Here is a 21,985-nt window from a genome sequence, read left to right on the forward strand (position 1 = left end):
GACGGCGCGGTGGCGGGCGGTCTGCGTCAGAAGGGCTGCGAGCCGATGCGGTCGCGGTCCAGGGCGATGTCGAGGCGGAGCAGCGCGATCTCGAGTTGGTCGAGCAACTCGAGTACCCGGCCTACGTCACGTTGGTGAGGCTCGAAGGCGTCGTCGCCTGGAAGGTAGACGTCGCGGAGCGTACGCCGGACGAGGGTGATGGCGACGCGCAGGGCGGCCGCTTCGAGGGTCACGCGATTCATGTGGCAATTCCTTCGGCGTGAAGGACGCGGGCGAGGAGCTCGCGTTCGATGGTCTTGCGTTTGCGCCGGACTGCCAAGCGCAGAGCGGCGGTGGCGATGCGATCGGTGTCGCGCAGGCTGCCGGCGGCCGCCTCGTGGAGCATGGCGACGGCGTCGGGGGCGAAGAGATCTTTCGGTCCGCCGGCGCGGGTGACTCGCATGCGGACGTAATCGGCCGTATCGTCGGCGGTGAGCGACCCGATGGAAACGCGGTGGTGTAATCGCGAATAGAGCGACCGATTGCGCCGTAGGCGCAGTCGGTCGTCGAGATCGGGTAACCCGACCAGCAGCAGCGACAACAGTGCGCGACTGTCCCATGCGTAATTGAGCAAGATGTGGAGATGGTCGAGCGTGTCCTGATGAAGCAGGTGCGCCTCGTCGACGAGGAAGACGGGGAAGACGCGCTCTTTGGCGAGCTCCTCGACGTGGGTACTCACGGACAAGAAGACATCACCAGCAGTGGCACCACGGGGAACGCCGAGGGCGAGACATAGCTGGCGATAGAAATCGCGCCGGCCGAGCGTAACGTTGTGGCAATAGGTCAGACGGAAGGTGTCGGCCTTGAGCGCGTGCCGCAACGCGCGCAAGAGGCAGGTTTTTCCGGCGCCCGGCTCGCCGGTGAGGACGGCGCTTTTTCGAGCGTGCACCGCGTCGGTGAGCTCGTCGAGGACGGCGTGCTTGCTGGGGGGCAGCCATAGATCCGCGTCGTCGATCTCCTTGGAAAATGGCTCTTGATTCAAACCGAAGTGGGAGAGCGTCTCGGGGCTCATCGCGATCCCTCCGGCTTTCTGCCGAGCGCCTTGTCGAGCAGCGCGCGCGATGGGTCGAATGCGACACGTGCAACGTGAGGCTCGTCGAGGTTTTGTGCCGAGCGCGGACGCGTTGCGTTTCGCACGGGGTCGACCGGGTGCAGGACGAAGCGCTTGCCTTCGTGGTCGATGAATGGCGGCTCGCTCGGATCGACCAGGCAGCGCGAGACGGAGACGAGTTGGCCGGCAAGAAAGTGCAGATCGGTCTCCCAGTCCACGCCATCCATTGCGATGGTGTTGTCGCGACGGACGCGACGACGGGCGTGGACGGTGAGTGCAGCGCGTAGCTTTCTTTCGTCGAAGGGATCGGGCTCGCTTGCAGCGGCGGTGAAGACTTCGAGCGGCGTTTTGCCCATCAGCGCGCCGTGAGGGGTCTTGTGGTAGTGCTCATCGAGCCACGCCCAGAGCCGGACGTTGAGGGCGTGGAGCGAGGTGAGCGAGCCTATGTGATCGAGGCACCCTTCGCGCAACGTACGCCAGAAGCGCTCGATCTTGCCGCGAGCCGGGGCATCGTACGGCTTGGAATGCACCAGCGTGGTGCCCATACGGGCGCACGAGAGAGAGAGCGTCTCGCCGCGGTAGGTGGCGCCGTTGTCGAGGTACATGGCGTCGGGGGGACCATGCTTGCGCACGGCGCGTACGAAGACCGACAGCATGTCGATCTCGCGCTCGTAGGTCATGGCTTCAAGTGCAATGACGTAGCGAGACGCATCATCCATGAGCGCGTGGATGCGCACAGTCGTCGAGCCGGACGAATGGACGAGCGGCGCGCCATGGCAGACATCCCCTGCCAGAGGGCGCCCGGATGCTCGGCCTGCCAACGCAACCGCATCTTGCCGCGCGTACCGCCGGCGCGCAGCGATGCCTTGTCGAGCCCGCGCTCGGCGAAGAAACGGCGCACCGTCGACGCGCTGACGGTGCCCGGCTCGAGGCGCCCGTCGGCTCCGAGCGTCTGCAGGATGAGCGGCACCGATGCCGACGGATGCTCGTGGCGAATGTCGACCAAAAGCTCGCGCAGGGCGACGGGCATCTCGCGCCCCCGACCACGGTCGCAACGGGCCTGCGGACGCAGCGCTTCGAGGCCTCCTTCCTTGTACGCGTAGTACCAACGCTCGAGTGTCGCGACCGAGTAGGTGCGCGACGAGTGGCCTCGTGGTGGACGAAAGCGCTGCTGAGAAAGCTCGGTGAGCGCCTCGGCCAACTGGCCGCGATCGAGCTCGCGGCGCGTGAGGGAGCCTACGATCTCACTTCGATAAAGCGCGACCGCCTCGGCGTGATCTTTGGGAGTGAGCGATTGCATGCAGTATACACCATTTCTGCGCCGGACGACCCTACGCCCGAGCGCCTACGGGAATGGAGCGCACTCGATCGCAGCGCGCGACGATCCAACGCGGTGGGGCGCGGGCTTGCACTTGGAGGCAGAGGGTCAATCGCGCCCCGCGAAGGCGGCCCCCTCGAACGCCCTCGCCTCGATCGAGACGAGGTGGGGTAAGGGCGCGAACGCGACGAGCGTGGCCGCGACGCGCTCGGCTCGCGCCCGCAACAGCGCTTCGCGTGGCCACGGCCGTACGACGCGAAACAGGACGCGCCGCTCGACGGCCTGGAGCCATCGTCGGAGCGTCGGCCACCCTGCTTCGGCGCTACGCCAGGGGCTCGTCCGCCTGCGCGTGTCCGAAAGCGTCGCGCCGAGCATGCCGTAGAGCGCGCACGCCAGGGCGATGGCCCCCGCGCTGTAATGCCGACGCGCCACGGCTCCTCGAGGCAACACGGTGATCGTCGCTTTGCAGCGCCGACACTGGTAACGCCGTACCCGCACGACGCTCATCGTCGGAGCTGCCTCGGGCTCTGTCGGCCCGCGGACTTGCCGAGCCCGAAGCCCATGCCCCCAGAGACCGAGCAATCCCCCCACCGGGCGCGACGCCGCGCCGCACCGGGGGCAGCAGGAGGGGCGGCCGGCCTCCACGCTCGGCGGCGACTTCGCCCAATTCTTGACATCTATGGCCAGATGAACGACGACGTAAACGCTCCGTCTCGGTAGCATGCGATCGGAGCGCGACGGGAGGACGTTTCCGCTTCCAATCGGGTCCTCCCGTCTCCTTTTTGTCTTCAGACGACACCACGTCGACGCTCCACCTCCGTGCCCCGCTCTACCTCCCTTGGAGGGAAAGGGACCAATCCATGTATGTGATGGGGAATAGGTCGCCTATGGCCGCTCTCCCTCATACTTCCGGCGCGATCTCGCGCCATCGAGCGTCAACAGATAGGTGCGTTAACACCCGGGATGCACGCGCTCTTTCTCGCCTGCAAGAGCGACTGCGAAGGGTTTCACTCTTGGTGGTGGACGAACTTGGCTTTGTACCGTTTGAAAAAGCCGGCGGAGAGCTGCTCTTCGACGTCTTGTCCACCCGGCACGAACGGTGCGCAACGGTGATCACATCGAATCTGGCTTTTAGTGAATGGAACCGGGTCTTCGTCGACGACAAGCTGACGGCCGCACTCCTGGACCGTCTGGCCCAGCATGCGGAGGTCCTCGTCACTCGCGGTCCGGGAGACCGTGTCCCGGCCGCGGCCACCAAAAAGACAGATTCAAGATCTGACGAGAGCAAACCCAAAGCGACCCAGGAGGTGCCGGCGCTCACGCGGTGAGTGCCCCCCATCGCGGCGGGGTGGGTCAGTTTTTGATGGCCGAGATGGGTCAGTTTTCGGTGGCCGTTGACAGGCGTGCCGCTCGGCATCACGGGCACCGTCAAGAAAGCTTCGCGCGCCGTCGGCCCTGCGGCTCGCTCGTACTCCGTCCCGCATCGATCGCGCCGCATCCTGATGCCGTCCGGACTGATTTGGATTCGACCTATGGTTTGACGGCTTTTCCGGCGTCTCGAGTTACCGTTGCTGCAAAATTTCTTGGGGGACTGCCGATAGAGAGGCCAAAAGCCCGACGACAATTGCGTCCCGCCACCGTCCCCATGACGACAACTACCTCGATGAACAGGTAGAGCAGCGTGAGAAGCATCGAGCAGCAGAAAAGAAGATCAGGACGCGCACGACAACGACAATTACAGTGGAAAGGCGCATTGACTCACTCGGTTTCCTACCAAACACGAACCGTTGCCTCATGAATTTTGCTACCAGCGGAGCAAACGAGGGAACGACATGGCGAAGATCAGCGCGAAGGTGCGACGGGAGTTGGTGCAGGCGGTCGGAGAGCGATATCGGACGGTCTCGAGGGAGGAGAAACGTCGCATCCTTGACGAGTTCGAAGCGGTGACCGGGTACCACCGCAAACACGCTATTCGGATCCTGCACCATGCGTCCCTGCGTGCACCCGTTACCGAAAGAAAGGCTGACCGCGCTCGGGTCTATAACGAGGCGGTGCGCCAGGCTCTCTTGGTTCTGTGGGAAGCTTCGGATCGCGTCTGCGGCAAGCGCCTGCGCCCTCTGCTGCCTACGCTTCTTCCGGCACTGGAGCGTCACGGCCACCTGCATCTCGACGTGACCGTGCGTGCCCGGTTGCTTGAGGCGAGCGCCGCGACGATCGATCGACTCTTGCGCACTGCCCGCGCTAGCGCAGGAGGACGTCGCTCGCGAAAGAAGAGGACCGCCGCGCAGCAGAGTGTGCCCGTGCGGACTTTCGCAGACTGGAAGGAACCGGAGCCTGGCTACCTCGAGGTCGATCTTGTTTGCCATGCCGGGGAGAGCATGGCCGGCAGCTTCGTCCACACGCTCTGTCTCACAGATGTTGCGAGCGGGTGGACTGAGTGCGTCGCTTTGCTCGTGCGCGAGGGGGCCTTGATCGTCGATGCACTTGAGCGGCTGCGCACGACGATGCCGTTCCCATTGCGCGGGATAGATTCGGACAATGGCACAGAATTCATGAACGATACTTTGATTGACTACTGCGCCAAACACAATGTCAAAAATACGCGCTCGCGCCCTTATCGCAAGAACGATCAGGCATGGGTCGAACAAAAGAATGGATCCGTGGTACGACGGATGGTCGGCTACGGGAGGCTGGAAGGACTGGTAGCCGCGGAGGCACTCTCGCGCCTCTACTGATCCTCCCCCGCCGCGGTGGACACGGTAACTATGCCGCAAGAGCGGCGACTTGGGACTTCAATTCGAACGCCATCGGACTGACATAGCCGACGTACGAATGCCGGCGCACGGTGTTGTAGAAGTGCTCGATGTAGTCTCCGATGGACGCGGTCGCGTCGTCGCGCGTCGCGTAGCGTTGGTGGTCGACGTGCTCAGCCTTCAGCGTCGCGAAGAAGCTTTCAGCAACGGCATTATCGTAGCAGTCGGCCGTGCGACTCATGCTCACGACGACCCCCGCAGCGACGAGCGCCTGGAGATAGTCCTCGCTCGCATACGGGCTTCCGCGGTCCGTGTGATGAATGAGCCCTGGGGCAGGTCGACGCGTTCGCAGGGCGCCGCGGAGCGCGGCGAGGACGAGGGAGCGGTCGTTGATGGCGCTCGTTGCCCATCCCACAACACGACGTGAGAAGAGGTCCACGAGGACGGCAAGATAGAGCCAACCCTCACCTGTCGCGATGAAGGTGACGTCACCCACCCACGACCGGTTAGGTGCACTCGCCTCGAAGTCCCGCGCGAGGAGGTTTGGAGCGATGGGAAAGGCGTGCTTTGAATCGGTCGTATGCCGAAAGCGACGTTTTTGACGCGCTCGTAGGCCGGACTCCCGCATCAATCGTTCGATGCGTTTCTTACCAACGTAACCGTACGGCGAACGGCCTGAACGGGGTTCCGTTCGATCCGCGATGGTCTAAGGGTCGAAGAACGTCGAGGGTGATGCGATCGCGTGTGGTTTCCAGCGATCGGGCAGGAGGTTCGAGAGATTGTCGTCGGCGGTCTTGTCGATGCGTTCGAGGACGTCCGCGATGTACTCAACGGGATTGATGGCAACGCGTGTGCACGAGACGACCAGTGAGTAGAGCAGAGCGAGTTCCTTACCGGCGTCCTCGCTGTGGACAAATAGAAAATTTTTCCGGCCAAGAGCGACGAGCCTAAGGGCATTTTCTGCCAAGTTATTGTCCAGGCGGATGCGCGGATCGCGGAGAAAACGGCCGAGCGGGCGCAGGTTGCGCCATACATAGTGCGCGGCACGACCGAGCAACGTCTTCGGTCCGTGTGCACGACGAAGTTCGCGAGAAAGCAGAAGTAATCGGACAAATAGAGGCCGTGCATAGGTGCGCCGCAGCGCGAGATGCTCGGCCGTGCCAAGGAACGCGCGATGCTCTGCCTCGTGCTCGACACCGTACATTCCGGCGATGAGGTCGAGTGCTTCCTTCGCTTCGGGCACCTCCCCGGCCTCGAAAAATTTCCGACGAACGTGAGCGAGACAGCCACATCGCTGACGGAGTCCTCGCTTCTCGAGCGGGTCATATCCACGATAATCGTCGCACAGAAATGCGCCAGGCGAATCACCGAGGACCTCGAGTGGAGCATCGCCACCACGCGTGAGCTCAAAGCGATATCCCGTGAGGCGCTTGCCAACAAAGGCCCAGATAAACGCCTTCGAGGTTTGCTTCGTCAGCGTAAACGACGTCTCGTCGACATGGACGAGGAAGTCCTTCTTGATGACGTCGAAGAGCGGGGCTCGGAGGGGCTCGAGCTTTTGCGCCGCACGCCGGAACAAGTCATTCATCGTGCTTCGTGCGATGGGCATACCGAGCCGCGCGAACGACTGCTCGAGACGATAAAGCGGCGTGACGACAAGGCACTTCGAGACGACGAGGTGCGCAACGAAGCTCGAATCGTACCGCGTCTTGTCCGACCAACGCTCCGGCGGCGGCGCGGTAATGACGCATCCACCGCATCGACACGCGACGACCTCGCGCGTGTGCACAACACGTCGGAAGTAGCCCGGGACGTACGAGTAAACCTCGGATGGCTTGCCGGTGCCGACGCTGCGAAAATTCGTGCCGCCGCAAAGATGACACTTCTTCAGCGTCTCGGGCACGGGCTCCGTCTTCTCTTCTGTGACGATGTGTTCCGCGCGAAGCAAAGCCTGCTCCGTGCGGCGCTCGGCGATCTCCGCTGGCGTCCTCGGTGGCCGCGCGATCTTGGGCATCTTGCCCATCTTCTCGGTACGCCTGGCGAAGGCGCGTTTGAGCACCTCGAGCTCGGCCTGCATGATATCCATTCGAGCTTGCGCCCGCGCACCCTCCTGTTCGAGGTACTGCGCGTACTCGCGCCAAGCGCAGGAACCGTGTTCGTCGTTGTCGGGAGGAGGGACCAATAAACAGCTTTGATCATGCACTCCGCCGAATGTCGATCCCCTTTTTCGCTTCGGCGGTCGTCTTCGCGGGTTTCCACATCGGTGTGCGTCGAACGAGACGAAGATCGACACCATCGAGCAGCATGGTGAGCGACGTCGCGTCGAGGTCGATGCATGAGGCCCCTTCAGGGATCCGCGGCAGCGTGAAGCGCCCAGATTCGAGCCTTTTGTAATAGACAACGAAGCCGCCCGCGCTGAAGAAGAGGATCTTCACGCGATCCATGCGGCGACCAAGAAACACGAAGAGGGTGCCACTGTACGGGTCGGCCTTCCACAAAGACTGCACGAGCGTCACGAGGCCATCGTGTCCGCGCCGAAGGTCGACGGGCGCACTCGCGAGGACGATCTCGATGCCGGGCCCGAGACTCAACACGCGCGCGCCGCGGCGGCCACCAGCACCGCAAGATGCTCGGCCGTAATCGCTCCACGCATCGTGATGCGTGCCGGTCCGGCTTCGACGACAAGCTCGATATCGCGCTCCACCGTCGCAGGTCGTGTCACGACGACGGGCAGCAGGCGCGTGGGGCCTGCTGTGCGCGCGCGCCGCTCAAGCTCGGATCGCCACCAGATCAACGTCCGCTCCCTGACGCTGTGTCGGCGGGCGATCCCCGCCGCGTCGCCGCTTTGCGCCAGCTCCTTGATCCGCTCAGCCCACCAGTTCGCATCATGTCTCGCCATGCGCGCAATGAACATCAAACGCGACCGCCCCGCACGGCGTCTTTGCCCGTACGGTTACACGACAAACGCGACGGTCACGCGGGACCTCACGATCACTTTGGCATCTCGGCGGACAATTCAACATCAATCCATGACCCCCTCACTCAGGGAAAGGTTACATCCGCGGCCGACGGTTGATAGGGGGTACGAGGGTTAGCACGAGCAAGAGAATGGAATAGATAACCAGGTAGGAGAACCCGCCAGGGACCTTCTCCACGCAACAGCGCGCGGGCCCGGGCGACACGCACCATCCGAGGCCCCCATACCATCTCGAGAACTCGATCTGAAATGGGTGGAAGGCTTGAATCGTCGACAAGGAGTTGGATGTTCGCTCCCTCACGATAGCAGCAAAGGACGAAGCCCGCGCAACTGAAACGAATCGTCTTCACGCGTCCAGTCTGTTCGTCGCGCACCTCGTCACAAGACGGCTCCACAACGTACTCGGTACTGGTACATCGTGTAAACATGTCATCAAGCCAGAACGCGATCCTTTCTCGTTCCTCTGTTGTGAGGTCGTCGACCCATCCGATGACATGAGAGGGTATTGGTTCGTCTGGCCGCATTGGCGGCCGCATATGGTGCACCGTTGCCATTCCGCCTAGGGTCAGGGATTGATCCGCCGCGAGGAGTCCAGCATGCCCCACGGCATGCGTCGTGCCTGTATGCGTTCCAATGGCCGAGTATTGTGGTGCAACACATGTTCCCAGCTTCAGTGCCGGCATGATCGAAACCTCTCGACTACACGTTCGATGAGAGGACGTCGAGACACTCCTTCAGCACACGCTCTGCGCGGCTGGTAATGCCGTGCGCTCGCCAACGGGCAAGAGTATCGCGTAACGCGCTCTCGGTGCGTCGAGTGAGCCAAGCACGTCCAAGTTTCGTAACATACTTAGCAAACCGGGGTGCCTCAGTAGATCCTACGAGCGCGGCTACTAGAAAGGCGTTGTACCCAAGAGCCATGTTCTCTGAGCCGCTGACCATGTCCGGATCTAAGTACTTTTCGACGAGCTCGATGGCGCGCGCAGAAATGGCGCCGAGCGGCAAGTCATCCCGAGGAGGCTGGACAGAGAACATATTTTGTACGCTCTGGAGCGCAGTCTGCCGCGTCTTTGGTGGATCTTCGGGTCGCATGAACTTAATAAATTGCTCCACGACATCTGCGGGTGCCATCGATCCGAGCTGCCGTAGGGCCGACCAAAGTGCGGGTTCGGAACGAGAGTCCGTAGCATCACGCAACGTAAAAGCGTGCCGCCATAGGGAATTGACCAACGATGCTCGATCCTCATTCGAGGCGATTCGCTGTTGTTCCACGGCCTGCACGAGGATCTCCAACCAACGCATATCGATAATTTCGTCTTTACGCAGTTCGTTGACCAAAAATCGTGCAAGACGAGGGTCGTGTTCCGCACTGAGACGAGACAACGCCTCGATCCGTTCGTTCATCGACGCGACGTTAGAACGCACGATTTGCCAATCGTCCTTCGTAGGCGCGGCTGGCGCATCTGACTCGGAGAGTTTCGTGTCGTGCTGGTTCGATGGCGCCAATGGAAGTTGGCCTCGCGCCCTCTCCATTATCCGCAGCAAGAGAGTCAGCAGCTCGAGTAACTCCTCGCGTTCGTCGAGGAACCACCCGGCTACATTTCTGGCACTTAGTCTCGGCGGAATACGGACGATCAGCTTATCGAGCCCTATTTTGTTCAATTTGAACAAGTCTTTTGGACTCTGTTGCGGTGGAAAACGAGCCTCCGTCTTGAAGCGCCACGTCATGCTTTCGGACGCCGCGGAAGGCACGCACGGAACCCCCCAGACCATTACGTCCAGAGATGGCGAACTCGGTTCCTGTTCGAAGACAGCTTCAGTCATCGTCGGACTCCCCCGAAACCGATGTGCGAAGTTGAGCCTTGTCATTTAACAGTGTAGCGATAGCTTTGGCTTTGGCGAGGGCACGCTCGCATTGACGGTGCAATTCTTTGATGTCTTTTGCATCCATTGCAAAGCTGATGCTCTTTCGAAGGCCATCACCATCACCGAGATACTCGAGACGTAGAGTCTGCGTTACGATGGCACCACGGGGTTCAGGAACGTCGCGAGCAAAGACGGGGCGGACGTCAGCGAGGAGACGCATGCGCAGGAGCACATTTGTCTGCTCAAAGCGCAAGTCGACCGCCTTATCGAGAAGATAGAGGTTGTCGAGGCTGAGGAGAGCTATGAGCTGCGAGGTACGCTGGTTCCATTTCCTGATCTGCGCATCGTCCCAACGATGCGGCTGCGGCAAATGAGTAAGAGCCGCGCTTATGCCATGGATCACTTCCTCGGTAGAGATACTGTTCTGTTTTTGCAGAGAATAGAGCGAAAGTAGGAGCTCGATCAGTGGTTTGACGGCCTCCTTAGGGAGGAACTGATCAAGGCTCTTTTGCAAGTCGGCCTCGCTCAGCAAGGTCCCCGCATCCCTGACGTGGTCCACGAGCTCGTCCAGGTGACCCTCTGGCATGTCCCGAAGTTGAGCAAGGCTGGGCAGCAGATGGCGCGGTACTGTGAAAGGCTTGGGCATTCAGCATACTCCGAGGGGATTATCGGGGTCAGGCATGCAATACTAGGGCCAAACCCCGTAGAGGAGGAGCCAGAATCACCGCCAAAAAACGAGCGAGCTTCATGTGAGTTGTTAGCGCCGTTCTGACGCTCGAGCCTCCTATTAAAAAAGAATACGCGAACCGCGCCTCACCTGCTGGACATGAATACATAGCTCTGTACAGTTCGGTGCGCTCGCAAAAAAGGTGTTGACAAGAGGGATGACGTATAAGTTGTGCAGAGTACTCCCACTTGAGACTGCGCACGCGTCACGGCTCTCGAGTTGGTAGCGAGGGTAACCTGGTCCTTTCATTTGGTCGTTGTCCCCCCGCAAAATCTGGCGATTTCGCGCCCTACAGTTACCCTTGCTCGTCTTCGGTTCTGACGCTCCGTTCGCGACGGAGCCTCAACACGACAGGGGACCTTCAATATGCGTGAAGGAAGCTCGCGGACAGCCCCGCCGACTTGGCGGTCAGCGCAACAGGTAGCTTTGCCCCCAACAGCAGGCTACGGCTGAGCTTTCACACCCTTTGTTTTCACCCCCCCCCGGCGGGGGGACACGCTGAACGCGATGGGCAATCTATGAGCGACTGCACGGCGCGTGCCGTCCGAATCCCTCGAGAATTCGCTTATTTTCCAGGGCCTGTAGGTAACAGTGGTCCTACGGAACCAGTTGTCGGAAGTTCGAATCTTCCTGGGCGCGCCACTCAATTGCTAAAGCGGAAGAAGCAGACCCAGGGTTCCAAGCCCTGGGTTTTTTGCATTTAGGCGTGGAATTTGGCTTCGGTGCGCGGTTGGGGCTGCTCTCATCGAGTGAGAATTGAGTGCAGAGCGCACGCAGGTAGGGCGCCGTTTAGCCTCCTCATCTGCTTCAAGGGCCCGAGACGGCGAGAGACCGGAGAGCGGCGCGTCTCGCGTGCGTGGACCCGTCCTTTCCCTTTCCTGGCCGTGATGCCCAGCCGTCCGCCGGTCGAAATGTGGGGCCGTGGACGAAGCAGCGAACGCAGGTCAGCCTGACAGCGCCTATCGTTGCTGCGTGGATACCTTCGTCAACCAAGTCTGGACGGCGACAGCGTCTTGGGCGTAAAGGCGGCCGGCGTGCTGGTGGCCGTCTGCCGCATCGTTGGCCAGGCGTCGCGCGCGCGCCCGGTCACCGCCGGTTCGCCGCAGAACGCGGGCAAGGGCGAAGCTGATGGTCGCGCGGTACTCTCGCCGCGGCGGTGTCGTCTCGTCTTCGAGAAGCTTCTCGGCTCGTTCGAGTGCCTCGAGTGCTTCGGGGAGCCGGGCCGAGCTGCTCGTATCCTTCACCGACACAAGAGACGACCAATGCGATGAAGACCCCATGTTGCCCGAGCATCCGCTCGCCGGCGTCGAGTAGCCGCGTACAGAGCTCCAATGCAGCGCGCTCGCGGCCGTCGAAGATGCAGCCGACTACCTGCAGACGTATGCGGACTACATGCGTTACGGCGAGGCGCTCGAAATGGGACTTCCCATCGCAACGGCGGTCATCGACAGCGCATGCCGCTATCTCGTCAAAGATCGTATAGACTGCGGTGGCGCACGCTGGACGCTCGATGGCGCCGAGGCCGTCCTGCGCCTACGCGCGTTGCGCGCCAGCGGTGACCTCGATGGCTACTGGGAGCTCCATGTACGCCAAGAACACCAACGGCGTCACGCGCAACATTCCGCGGCCGGCCATTCACCTGACCCTGTCCGGCCACTACGAAGGATTAATTAAGTAATCCGAGAAAATGTGCGTTTCAGGAGCGCCGGCCCCTTTCGATTTTGCACCGGGCATTCAAGGCACGCAGTTCCACCCCGAGGCCGACAAACCGAGCGTCATGGCCGGCTCGAAAGCCCGACACACGGCGCAAGTCGAAGAGGCGTATGGCCGCATTCTTTATGAAAAGATGAGGTATCGGTTCAACGAAATTGCCGAATCGCGCGGGCTGCGTCGCTCGAGCAGCCCACGATTCGATATGCAGGAACTCGATGTTGCGGTTCGAGTCACCCGCGGGTGGATCGGCGGGTCCCAAGCCCGCCTCGAGAATGTACGAGCACCGCGAGCGGCCATCGATATGCATTGTACGGATCGCTCGTGCGCTGGGTCGTCATCTTCCGAGGTACGCCGATGCATTTACCTCGGACACGTGTCGTTGGTCTCATAGCTCTTGCCGTTGCTGCACGCACACGAGTAGAAGCAAAATCCGGGAGCAGGAGGATTTCTCCAATCACACCAGTGGATTCCTCTGCTTCCTACCCCTGCGCCATAAGCGCGCCGGCAATCCGAAACATTGCAGTTTGTCTGAACTTTTCGAATCTCCGCATTGGAACAACCGGACAAAACGGCTTCTGTCGCCGACGCGGTTTGGTCGGGTTCTTCGACTCGACTCGATTCGACGGTATTCTCGTCATCGAGTTTGTCGGCGGCGCAAGCAGCCAGGGGAAGCGAGAGCAACATGGTGGCGATGATCGCTTTGGCAAATTTCATGAATGTCTCCAAATCCCTCAAATAGGCGACGCTCCTCGAACAGGCCGCCGCGAATGGTTCGACGGGTGCGGATAGCAATCGATGTGCCAGTGCACGAGACCGCCGTCAGGGCGGAAGGCGTTCCGGGTGAATCATAAAAAAGGCCGCCGATTAGACGCAGAGCGCGTCACCGCAGTGTACCACTGCGGTGTACCATCTATCTCGGCCAGTCGGTACATCGAACGATGGCGGTACACCGACGTGCGGTGCACGGCGACGAGATTCACGCACCGCTCAGGACCAACGCGGCAAGTCGCTCGTGGCGGGCACCCAGCACACCTGCGCCGCGACATGGGCCTGCAAGGTTTTTTGCTGGGGCAAGGACGAATACGGGCAGCTTGGACTCGCCGATGGTGCTGCCAGGTCGTTTACGCCGGTGGAGATCCAAGGCGGCTTTTGATCACAACCCCAGAGCCCTCTTTCTCGTCCATGGCGGAGGGCATGGGCGTTCGGCGCGCCACACCCGGTCGGTGGCCTCGAGTTTCGAGCGGTGCGCAGGCATCGCGCGCCAAGCGACCTCGGAAAGCGCAAGTGGGATCCGTACGCGGGCAGCGAGAGCCGCGTAGCCGTGTGACTCTGCGTGGGAAGGGCGCCCGACTGCTAACCGCCGGCTCCTGCGCGGTCGTCGAGCCTCCATACCAGTGGAAGTGACGCGCCGACAGGCACCAAGAGCCCGGGGGCTCGTACTCTGGAAAAAAGCACGGATCCATCGCGATGCGCACGCGCAATTCGAAGGTCGGCTGTACTCGGTACCGTGGCGTCTCATGGGAAAAGACGTCTGGATCAAGGTGACGAAAGGAATCATCACAATCTGTGCCGACTTCGACCCGAAGCTGCGGCGCCTGTGCGCTGTTTCAGTGTGAACGGTAACATAACGCCCCGATCGTGGCATTCCACAGCGAGGCGCGCGTCTGCTTGATGGGCTCCTGCCTCCGGGCCGTTGCGAACGAGACACATTGCTTGCGGGTGGTTTCGCCCTGCGAGTCGAACGGTATTGGAGCAGAGCTGCCCGGACTCGCTCGCCCAGCAAAAGCCCAGCGCGATGGCCGCCGCGGCGTTACGTCCGCTCGAGTGCCTCGATCAGATCGGTGCGCGCGCGGGTGGCGTCGGACTTCGCGCGGAGGGCCATCGCCATCGCGCGCGGCACGTTCATCGCTTCGCCGCGCGCCACGTTGTCGGTGTATACGCCGCGGAAGTTTTCGGGGACTCGCCATGTCCAGTTGACGTCGTCCACGATTCCTGGGCGATTGTAGATTGCACGTACCCCGAGGAGGTCGGGGACGAAGACCATGACGTTTCGTGCCGCGCTGGCGAAGAGGGCGGCGAACATCGCCTGCGTGAGGCTCGCCACGTCGGTCCCGAGCGATCCGCGCGGCAGCGCGAGGCGCTCCTCGAGGTACCGCGCTCGCGTCTCGGCGACGCCCTCGTCACGCCAGCGTTCGACGACGAGGAGGAGGGGCGCGGTGTCATGGTTGCCGACCATCATCCAGTCCGTCGGGCGGGCGTTCTCATGGCGGTAGACGTCCAGCGGGTCCAGCGGGTTCGCCTTTTGGGTCACGCGAAAGCGCCCCAGGCCGTGCCGGTCCATCACGCGGCAGAGCGGATACGGTTGGGTGCTCAGCACCTCGCACACCACGCCGCGCAAATCGCGCCCCGCTGCCAGCATCATCTGGACGATGGAATCGAAGCGGGTGCCGTAGGCGTCCACCTGCGTCTCGTCGAGCTCGCGCACCCAGCCGTCCGCGTGGCGCGGCAGGCTGCGATCGAGCTGCGCCGGCCGCACGATCGCGTGGCGGGCGAGCGCGGGGTGGTCCGGGAGGTCAGGCGACGCGAACAAACGCGCACCGTGCTTCACCGCGTGAATCGGATCCGGGGCCAATGCGTCGTATACCCAGGGACAGACGAGGCCGTGCGGGTGATCGATCCGGAGCCCGTCGAGCTCGCGCAGCATCTTCGCGACGCGGAGCTCGAGCATGACCATCGCCTCGCGCGCGCCCGGATCGAGCACCGGGTACCCCCACGGCTGCCCGTCGGGATCGGTGCGACTCGGCGGCGCCCCCATCGCGTAACCGGCGAGCATCAGCGGCTCGCGCCTCCAGCGATCGCACAGCGAGAGGCCGACTTGGAGATCGCCGTACATCGTGAGCCCGCCCTGCGCCGTCCCCGCCCGCATCGATTCGTGCTGCGCATGGACGAGGAACTGCCCGAAGGCGAACGCGTCGCCGAGCTCGAAGTGCCCCGTGGCGCGCTCGTATGCCTCGTCGTGGTCGAGCCACACCGCGTTGGTCGTCCGGAACGCGTCGTACCTGGCGCGAAGTGGCGCGGAGGCGCTGCGCGAGAAGCGCTGCCACGCCCCTTTGACCACCTCGCGCATGGCGCGGAAGGCGTAGGAGTACTGCACGCCATCGCCCCCGACGCTCGTGGGGCGTCCCGCGATGCGATCGCGCACGATGGCGCCGTCGACCAGCTCCGCGCAATCCGGATCGCGGGTGAGGCCGAGGAGATCAATCGACAGCACGCTCTTAGCAAACACGGTGCCGTCGTACGGCGAGCGGTTGCCGAGCGTTGTCTCCCCTTGCGGCCCCAGCTGCACGCCGGTGAAGCCGAGGCTCCGCGCGAAAGCGAACAGGTCCCGTGCGCCGCGCGAGTAGGGCGACCCACGGCCAAGATCCTCGCCGGCGAAACCGGGGAAGCTCGAGTCGTGGATGGCCAGTACGAGCTGCTCGATCCCGAGCGCTCGCCTCGCTTCGTGCAGAAGCTCCCTTGAGTTCATGAGGGTCAATCAAGCACGGACGCCCGCGCCTTTTCTAGCCGGTTCGAGCCGGCGAATGGCGTGTCTCGCCACACCGTGACCTCTGGCAGAGCCGAAAAAAGAGCTTTTCAGCATCACAGGACGGGCGCAAGCTCGATCGGTATGAGTGAGAGAGCCGCGATCCCGCGCGAAGGACGTCGGCGGGTCCTCGTCGAGGACGTGACCCCCCGCGTCGACGGCGGCCGCTATCCAGCGAAGCGAATTCTCGGCGAGCGCCTCGACATCGGCTGCACCCTCGTCGCCGATGGTCACGATGTCCTCGCCGGGACCCTTTCGTACCGTCGCGTCGGCGACAGTGCGTGGCACAGCATACCGCTCGAAGGCGGAAGAAACGATCGGTGGACGGCGTCGTTCGTCCCCGACACGGTGGGCACTTGGGAGTTCGCGGTCGAAGGGTGGGTCGATCGCTACGAGACCTGGCGGCGCGGTGTCGCGCGGAAGATCGAGGCGGGGCAGGACGTGAGCGTCGAGGTGCTCACCGGCGCGCAGCTCCTCGCCGAGGCGGCCGCACGGGCGAGCGGCGCCCACGCGGAGGCGCTCGCGCAGGCAGCGACCCACGCGCGTGACGCGAAGAAGGCCGGGGCAGACCGCTTCGCCGTTTCGGCCAGCGACTCCGTCGCAGCGCTCATGGCGCGTCACCCGGATCGCGCCGAGGCGACGCGGTCGCCAACGTTCCGCCTCGTGATCGATCCACCGCGCGCGCGGTTCAGCGCCTGGTACGAGATGTTCCCGCGCTCCGCGGGGCCGGCGGGGAAGCACGGCACCTTGCGCGACGTCATCGCGAGGCTCCCTTACGTCCAATCGATGGGGTTCGACGTCCTCTACTTGCCGCCCATCCATCCCATTGGGCGTTCGTTCCGCAAAGGAAAGAACAACACCCTCACCGCGGGTCCGGAGGACGTGGGGAGCCCGTGGGCGATCGGCGCGGCCGAAGGCGGGCACAAAGCGGTGCACCCCTCCCTCGGCACGGTGGCGGATCTCCGCGCGCTCGTCACCGAGGCGCGCGCCCGCGGCATCGAGCTGGCTCTCGACATCGCGTTCCAGGCCTCCCCCGATCACCCCTACGTCAAAGAGCACCCGGAGTGGTTCTCGAAGCGCCCCGACGGGACGATTCAATACGCCGAAAATCCACCGAAGAAATACCAGGACGTCTATCCATTCGATTTCGAGTGCCAGGCGTGGGAGAGCCTCTGGATCGAGCTCGCGAGCGTCGTGACGTTCTGGTGCGAGCAAGGGGTGCGAATCTTCCGGGTCGACAACCCGCACACCAAGTCGCTCCGATTCTGGGAGTGGTGCATCGCCGAGGTGAAACGGGAGCACCCGGAGACGATCTTCCTCGCCGAGGCATTCACGCGCCCCACATTGATGTACGCGCTGGCCAAGGCGGGATTTACCCAATCCTATACGTACTTCACCTGGCGGCACACCAAGGGCGAGTTCACCGAGTACCTCACCGAGCTCACGCGGCCTCCGGTGAGTGACTTCTATCGGCCCAATTTCTGGCCGAACACACCGGACATCCTCCCCGAGCACCTCCAATTCGGCGGACGCAACGTGTTCGTCCAGCGGTTGATCCTCGCCGCGACCCTGTCGAGCAACTATGGCATCTACGGTCCGCCGTTCGAGCTGATGGAGCACGTCGCGCGCCCTGGCGCCGAAGAGTACATCGACAACGAGAAATTCCAGCTTCGCACATGGGACATCGATCGCGAGGACAGCCTCAGGGATATCATCACCTTGGTGAACCGGATTCGACGCGAGCACGCGGCATTCCACGACAACCGGATCACCTTCCACCGGACGGACAATGAGCAGCTCCTCTGTTACAGCAAGCGGAGCGCCGACGGAGCGAGCGTCGTCCTGGTGGCGGTGAACCTCGACGCCTCCCACCGCCACGCGGGGTGGATCGATCTCGACCACGGTGCCCTCGGAATCGACCCGCGCGAGTCGTTCCAAGTGCACGATCTCCTCGCCGACGCGCGCTACCAGTGGCAGGGGCCGCGCGCGTACGTCGAGATCGATCCGGGGATCATGCCGGCCCAGATCTTCCAGGTGCGCCGCCGTATCCGCACCGAGCACGAGTTCGAGTACTTCCTATGAGCGACGTCGATCCCGATTTGAGCGGCGTAGAGGCTGGGCTCGCGTCGTACGTGGCAGCGCGGCGATGGTTCCGCGGGAAGGCGCGGAGCATCGCGGCCGCAACGCTCCGGGACGCGATCCCGCTCCCGGTCGACGGCAGGCGGGCGTGGATCGGGCTGGTCGACGTGGCGTATGCGGATGGCGCGACCGACCCGTATACGTTGCCGCTGATGACGGTCGACGCGGAGCAGGCGGCCGCGATCCGTCGCGAGCGGCCGCACCTCGTGGTGCGCGAGCGGGCGGACGGCGGCGCGGTGGTCGACGCGGTGGGCGATGCGCGGGTGCTGCGCGCGCTGCTGGCCTTGATCGGGCGCGATGCGGTGATCGAGCACGGCGGGAGCGTGCTGCGGTTTCGCCGCACGGCCCGAGCGCTCGAGGCGGTGGATGCTGAGCCGCGGCCCATCGACGTCGAGCAGTCGAACACCAGCGTGGTGTACGGGCAATCGTACATCCTCAAGGTGATTCGAAAGATCGACGAGGGGGTGAGCGCGGACCTCGAGATGGGAGAGTTCCTCACGCACGCCGGCTACGCCCACGCCCCCGCGGTCGCCGGTGCGATCGACCTGGCGTACGGAGGGGCGGAGCCCGCCACGTTGGGGATCTTGCACGGGTTCGTCCGCAATCGTGGCGACGCGTGGGCCTTCTTCCTCGGGCGGCTCGCGCAGATCGCCGAGCGACCGCCCGCCCCCGGTGCCGACCCGCTGGGCGATGATCGGGCGCGGGTGCGCCTCCTCGCGACGCGGGTCGCCGAGATGCACGTGGCCCTCGCCTCGCGGAGCGATCTCGCCGCGTTCGCCCCCGAGCCGATCACGCGCGGCGAGCGGGAGCGCATGGTCGAAGCGGTCCGGGGCTCGCTCCGCACGGCGTTCGCCGAGCTGACCGGCAGGCGTGGCAGCGCGCTCCCCGCCGACGCCGCATCGCTGGTGGCGGTGCTCGCGCCGCGCGCGCGGGACTTCGAGGCCCGGCTCGATCGCTTCATCACGCGCGAGGTGGCGGCGTGGAAGACGCGCGTGCACGGCGATCTCCACCTCGGCCAAGTCCTCGTGAGCGACGACGATTTCGTGATCATCGATTTCGAAGGCGAGCCGGCGCGCCCGCTGTCCGAGCGGAAAGCCAAACGCTCCCCCCTGGCCGACGTCGCCGGGCTACTCCGCTCGCTCCATTACGCGACCGTCGCCGCAGCTCGCGCGCGCGGCACGCCGGAGGCTCGAGGTGCGCTCCAAGCGTGGCACGTCGAGTCGAGCCGCGAGCTCCAACGCGCCTATTTCGCCGGCACGCGCGGACAATCGTTCCAGACCGCCCCGGGCGACGTCCAAGCGATGCTCGACTTCTACGCCCTCGAAAAGTGCGTATACGAAGTCCTCTATGAGCTCAATAACAGGCCCGACTGGGTCGCCATCCCGCTCGCCGGGCTCGCCGAATGGATCGAGCGCACCGATGACCCTTGAACGACTGACCCACCTCGACTTCGAAGGTTTCAACCAGGGCGCCGACGCACGCGCCTACGAGAAGCTCGGATCGCACTTCATCGACGGCGGCGTCTCGTTCGCCGTGTGGGCGCCCGAGGCCGAACGCGTCAGCGTGATCGGCGACTTCAATGGGTGGCGGGCCGACGCGTCGCCGCTGCATCGCGTCGGCGACACCGGCGTGTGGCACGGCGTCGTGACCGGCGCGCACCCCGGGCAAACGTACAAATACCGGATCGTGTCGCGTCACCAGGCCCGCGTGCTCGAGAAGGCCGACCCGTATGCGTTCTTGCAAGAGGTCCCGCCGAAGACCGCGTCCGTCCTGACGCGCCCCACGTACGCGTGGCGCGATGAGATCTGGATGAAGGGGCGGCAAGATTGGCAGGCGCTAGTCGCGCCGATATCAATCTACGAGTTGCACCTCGGATCGTGGAAGCGGGTGCCCGAGGAGGGGTTTCGTTCGCTCAATTACCGGGAGATTGCCCCGCAGCTCGCGGAGTACGTCAAGAAAATGGGCTTCACCCACGTCGAGCTGATGCCGGTGATGGAGCACCCGTTCTTCGGATCGTGGGGATATCTGGTGACGGGCTATTTCGCGCCTTCCCACCGCTACGGCACCCCCGAGGATTTCATGTTTCTCGTGGATACGCTGCATCAAAACGGGATCGGCGTGATCCTCGACTGGGTCCCGGCGCACTTCCCGACCGACGCGCACGGCCTCGCCGAGTTCGACGGGAGCCACCTCTACGAGCATGCGGATCCGCGCCAGGGGTATCACCCGGAGTGGAACAGTTACATCTTCAACTATTCACGCAACGAGGTCCGGAGCTTCCTGCTCTCGTCCGCCATGTTTTGGCTCGATCGGTACCACGTCGACGGCCTGCGCGTCGACGGCGTAGCCTCGATGCTCAACCTCGATTACGCGCGGAAGGCGGGGGAGTGGATTCCCAACGAGCACGGCGGGCGAGAGAACCTGCACGCCATCTCGTTCCTCAAGATGCTGAACGAGACCATTTATCGGAACCACCCCGGCGCTCAAACCATGGCCGAAGAATCGACGGCGTTCCCCCTCGTGTCCAAGCCGACGAGCATCGGCGGCCTCGGATTCGGGCTGAAATGGGACATGGGGTGGATGAACGACACGCTGGAATACATGCATCGGGATCCGCTGTATCGCTCGCATCACCACCGCGACATTACGTTCCGCTCGATTTACGCATACAGCGAAAACTTCCTCATGCCGCTGTCGCACGACGAGGTGGTGTACGGAAAGGGATCTCTCCTCCGAAAGATGCCGGGCGACGAGTGGCAACGCTTTGCGAACTTACGCCTCCTCTTTTCCTATATGTGGTCGCAGCCGGGGAAAAAGCTCCTCTTCATGGGAGGGGAGTTTGGGCAGTGGAACGAGTGGAACCACGACGGGACCCTCGATTGGCACCTGCTCGACCTTCCGATGCACGGGAAGCTCGCGAGGCTCGTGGGCTCGCTCAACCACCTCTACAAGACGGAGCCGTCGCTTCATCGGAAGGACACCGAACAGGGCGGCTTCGAGTGGATCGACGGGAGCAACGCGACGATGAGCATCCTGACGTACCAGCGGCGGGCGGAGGACGACCGGGACGTGATGCTCGTAGCGCTCAATTTCACCCCGACGCCGCGCCACGGGTACCGCATCGGCGTGCCGCGCAGCGGTTCGTGGCGTGAGGTCCTGAATAGCGACGCGAAGGAGTTCGGCGGGAGCGGACACGGGAACATGGGAGCCGTGGAGACCCGCCCGATCCCCTGGAATGGGCGGCGATTTTCCATCAACGTGACCCTTCCGCCGCTCGGCGCGATCTTCCTCAAGCCGGAGACCTGAAGACCGCGCTAGCCGTTGGGGACGTGGATGGCCACCGTGTCGACCGATTCGAGGATCTCGAACGTCTCCGAAATATTCTCTTTCGTCGTACACGACGCGAGCGCGCCGCCACCACCGGCAACGATCACGATAAATGTCGTCCTGCCCGCCGCGATCGTTCGCGCGGCAACCCCCGCAGCTTTCGCTCCCGTACAGCGTCGCCGGAGTCCTCGACCTACCATCGATACCCTGGGCAAAGCGCGCCATCCGCTCGTCGACCTGCAGGCGCGACTCTCTCGGGACGCCGTAGTACAAATCTGCGGAGGGTGGCACTCTAGGCTGCGAGAAGGATCGCCGACATGATGAGAATTCCGAGCAAGGCCCGGCTCTTCGTTGGACTCGTCGTGATAACCGCTGTCTGCTCGGCTCTCGGGTGTGGTCCGCGAGCAGCCCATACGAGACCCGTATCCCGGGACCCATCAGGGTGCCCCCGAATTCCCGTTCGTGCCGTCGCTGAAGATGGACAGCCACTGA

Annotated in this window: 18 protein-coding genes and 1 pseudogene; 6 read left to right on the forward strand and 13 right to left on the reverse strand. The window is 63.4% G+C overall.

Features of this window, described 5'->3' with window-relative positions; translation table 11 throughout:
- Positions 1 to 26: 26 nt before the first annotated feature.
- The 5 genes from LZC94_44100 to LZC94_44120 form a co-directional block, all read right to left on the reverse strand.
- Positions 27 to 242, reverse strand: coding sequence for a hypothetical protein (locus tag LZC94_44100; GenBank protein WXB14790.1), 216 nt, complete (start codon positions 240 to 242; stop codon positions 27 to 29).
- Positions 239 to 1,051: an AAA family ATPase gene (locus tag LZC94_44105; GenBank protein WXB14791.1), complete on the reverse strand. Its 813-nt coding sequence runs from the start codon at positions 1,049 to 1,051 to the stop codon at positions 239 to 241. The genes LZC94_44100 and LZC94_44105 overlap by 4 nt, the downstream gene beginning before the upstream one ends.
- Complete coding sequence (locus LZC94_44110) at positions 1,048 to 1,827, reverse strand: integrase core domain-containing protein (GenBank protein WXB14792.1); 780 nt, start codon at positions 1,825 to 1,827, stop codon at positions 1,048 to 1,050. The genes LZC94_44105 and LZC94_44110 overlap by 4 nt, the downstream gene beginning before the upstream one ends.
- Entirely contained in the window at positions 1,767 to 2,390 is a 624-nt protein-coding gene (locus tag LZC94_44115) for a helix-turn-helix domain-containing protein (protein WXB14793.1), read from the reverse strand. Before LZC94_44115 ends, LZC94_44110 begins: the two co-directional genes overlap by 61 nt.
- A gap of 126 nt (positions 2,391 to 2,516) precedes the next feature.
- Complete coding sequence (locus tag LZC94_44120) at positions 2,517 to 2,840, reverse strand: hypothetical protein (protein ID WXB14794.1); 324 nt, start codon at positions 2,838 to 2,840, stop codon at positions 2,517 to 2,519.
- A gap of 584 nt (positions 2,841 to 3,424) precedes the next feature.
- Here LZC94_44120 and LZC94_44125 point away from each other — a divergent pair.
- Together LZC94_44125 and LZC94_44130 are read left to right on the forward strand one after the other, a co-directional pair.
- Entirely contained in the window at positions 3,425 to 3,736 is a 312-nt protein-coding gene (locus LZC94_44125) for an ATP-binding protein (protein ID WXB20323.1), read from the forward strand.
- 504 nt (positions 3,737 to 4,240) lie between these two features.
- On the forward strand, positions 4,241 to 5,143 hold the full coding sequence (locus tag LZC94_44130) for a hypothetical protein (protein ID WXB14795.1): 903 nt from the start codon (positions 4,241 to 4,243) through the stop codon (positions 5,141 to 5,143).
- A gap of 28 nt (positions 5,144 to 5,171) precedes the next feature.
- Here the strand turns inward: LZC94_44130 and LZC94_44135 are convergent, their stop codons facing one another.
- From LZC94_44135 to LZC94_44160, 6 genes are all read right to left on the reverse strand, one after another.
- Entirely contained in the window at positions 5,172 to 5,789 is a 618-nt protein-coding gene (locus tag LZC94_44135) for an IS3 family transposase (protein WXB14796.1), read from the reverse strand.
- 78 nt (positions 5,790 to 5,867) lie between these two features.
- Positions 5,868 to 7,238, reverse strand: a complete 1,371-nt coding sequence (locus tag LZC94_44140; GenBank protein WXB14797.1) for an IS66 family transposase — start codon at positions 7,236 to 7,238, stop codon at positions 5,868 to 5,870.
- 118 nt (positions 7,239 to 7,356) lie between these two features.
- Positions 7,357 to 7,755 (reverse strand): IS66 family insertion sequence element accessory protein TnpB, encoded by a 399-nt coding sequence (gene tnpB, locus LZC94_44145; protein ID WXB14798.1) that lies wholly within the window; start codon positions 7,753 to 7,755, stop codon positions 7,357 to 7,359.
- Complete coding sequence (locus LZC94_44150) at positions 7,749 to 8,078, reverse strand: hypothetical protein (GenBank protein WXB14799.1); 330 nt, start codon at positions 8,076 to 8,078, stop codon at positions 7,749 to 7,751. The genes tnpB and LZC94_44150 overlap by 7 nt, the downstream gene beginning before the upstream one ends.
- A 759-nt stretch (positions 8,079 to 8,837) precedes the next feature.
- Entirely contained in the window at positions 8,838 to 9,962 is a 1,125-nt protein-coding gene (locus tag LZC94_44155) for a hypothetical protein (GenBank protein ID WXB14800.1), read from the reverse strand.
- Entirely contained in the window at positions 9,955 to 10,650 is a 696-nt protein-coding gene (locus LZC94_44160; protein WXB14801.1) for a hypothetical protein, read from the reverse strand. The genes LZC94_44155 and LZC94_44160 overlap by 8 nt, the downstream gene beginning before the upstream one ends.
- A gap of 1,464 nt (positions 10,651 to 12,114) precedes the next feature.
- On the opposite strand from LZC94_44160, the pseudogene LZC94_44165 reads away from it, so the two are divergent.
- Positions 12,115 to 12,405 (forward strand): annotated as a pseudogene (locus LZC94_44165) (ISKra4 family transposase).
- 399 nt (positions 12,406 to 12,804) lie between these two features.
- On the opposite strand, the gene LZC94_44170 reads toward LZC94_44165, so the two are convergent.
- Positions 12,805 to 13,158, reverse strand: coding sequence for a hypothetical protein (locus tag LZC94_44170; protein ID WXB14802.1), 354 nt, complete (start codon positions 13,156 to 13,158; stop codon positions 12,805 to 12,807).
- 1,096 nt (positions 13,159 to 14,254) lie between these two features.
- Positions 14,255 to 15,970 carry a 4-alpha-glucanotransferase gene (locus LZC94_44175; protein ID WXB14803.1) on the reverse strand — a complete coding sequence of 572 codons (1,716 nt, stop codon included), beginning with the start codon at positions 15,968 to 15,970 and terminating at the stop codon, positions 14,255 to 14,257.
- A 141-nt stretch (positions 15,971 to 16,111) separates the two neighbouring features.
- On the opposite strand from LZC94_44175, the gene LZC94_44180 reads away from it, so the two are divergent.
- Genes LZC94_44180 through glgB form a run of 3 tightly spaced genes read left to right on the forward strand, consistent with a single transcriptional unit; the run spans position 16,112 to position 21,472 of the window.
- Positions 16,112 to 18,109 (forward strand): alpha-1,4-glucan--maltose-1-phosphate maltosyltransferase, encoded by a 1,998-nt coding sequence (locus LZC94_44180; protein ID WXB14804.1) that lies wholly within the window; start codon positions 16,112 to 16,114, stop codon positions 18,107 to 18,109.
- Positions 18,106 to 19,596, forward strand: coding sequence for a putative maltokinase (locus tag LZC94_44185; GenBank protein WXB14805.1), 1,491 nt, complete (start codon positions 18,106 to 18,108; stop codon positions 19,594 to 19,596). The genes LZC94_44180 and LZC94_44185 overlap by 4 nt, the downstream gene beginning before the upstream one ends.
- Positions 19,586 to 21,472, forward strand: a complete 1,887-nt coding sequence (gene glgB, locus LZC94_44190) for a 1,4-alpha-glucan branching protein GlgB (protein WXB14806.1) — start codon at positions 19,586 to 19,588, stop codon at positions 21,470 to 21,472. Before LZC94_44185 ends, glgB begins: the two co-directional genes overlap by 11 nt.
- Positions 21,473 to 21,985: the final 513 nt, after the last annotated feature.

It is taken from the genome of Sorangiineae bacterium MSr11954 (genome assembly GCA_037157815.1).
Taxonomy (GTDB): domain Bacteria; phylum Myxococcota_A; class Polyangia; order Polyangiales; family Polyangiaceae; genus Pendulispora; species Pendulispora albinea.

Coding starts and splice junctions, on each gene's coding strand:
- LZC94_44100 (WXB14790.1), bottom strand. CDS start 242: ATGAATCGCGTGACCCTCGAAGCGGCCGCCCTGCGCGTCGCCATCACC.
- LZC94_44160 (WXB14801.1), bottom strand. CDS start 10,650: ATGCCCAAGCCTTTCACAGTACCGCGCCATCTGCTGCCCAGCCTTGCT.
- LZC94_44175 (WXB14803.1), bottom strand. CDS start 15,970: ATGAACTCAAGGGAGCTTCTGCACGAAGCGAGGCGAGCGCTCGGGATC.
- LZC94_44115 (WXB14793.1), bottom strand. CDS start 2,390: ATGCAATCGCTCACTCCCAAAGATCACGCCGAGGCGGTCGCGCTTTAT.
- LZC94_44155 (WXB14800.1), bottom strand. CDS start 9,962: ATGACTGAAGCTGTCTTCGAACAGGAACCGAGTTCGCCATCTCTGGAC.
- glgB (WXB14806.1), top strand. CDS start 19,586: ATGACCCTTGAACGACTGACCCACCTCGACTTCGAAGGTTTCAACCAG.
- LZC94_44170 (WXB14802.1), bottom strand. CDS start 13,158: ATGAAATTTGCCAAAGCGATCATCGCCACCATGTTGCTCTCGCTTCCC.
- LZC94_44135 (WXB14796.1), bottom strand. CDS start 5,789: ATGCGGGAGTCCGGCCTACGAGCGCGTCAAAAACGTCGCTTTCGGCAT.
- LZC94_44130 (WXB14795.1), top strand. CDS start 4,241: ATGGCGAAGATCAGCGCGAAGGTGCGACGGGAGTTGGTGCAGGCGGTC.
- LZC94_44140 (WXB14797.1), bottom strand. CDS start 7,238: ATGCAGGCCGAGCTCGAGGTGCTCAAACGCGCCTTCGCCAGGCGTACC.
- LZC94_44105 (WXB14791.1), bottom strand. CDS start 1,051: ATGAGCCCCGAGACGCTCTCCCACTTCGGTTTGAATCAAGAGCCATTT.
- LZC94_44185 (WXB14805.1), top strand. CDS start 18,106: ATGAGCGACGTCGATCCCGATTTGAGCGGCGTAGAGGCTGGGCTCGCG.
- LZC94_44180 (WXB14804.1), top strand. CDS start 16,112: ATGAGTGAGAGAGCCGCGATCCCGCGCGAAGGACGTCGGCGGGTCCTC.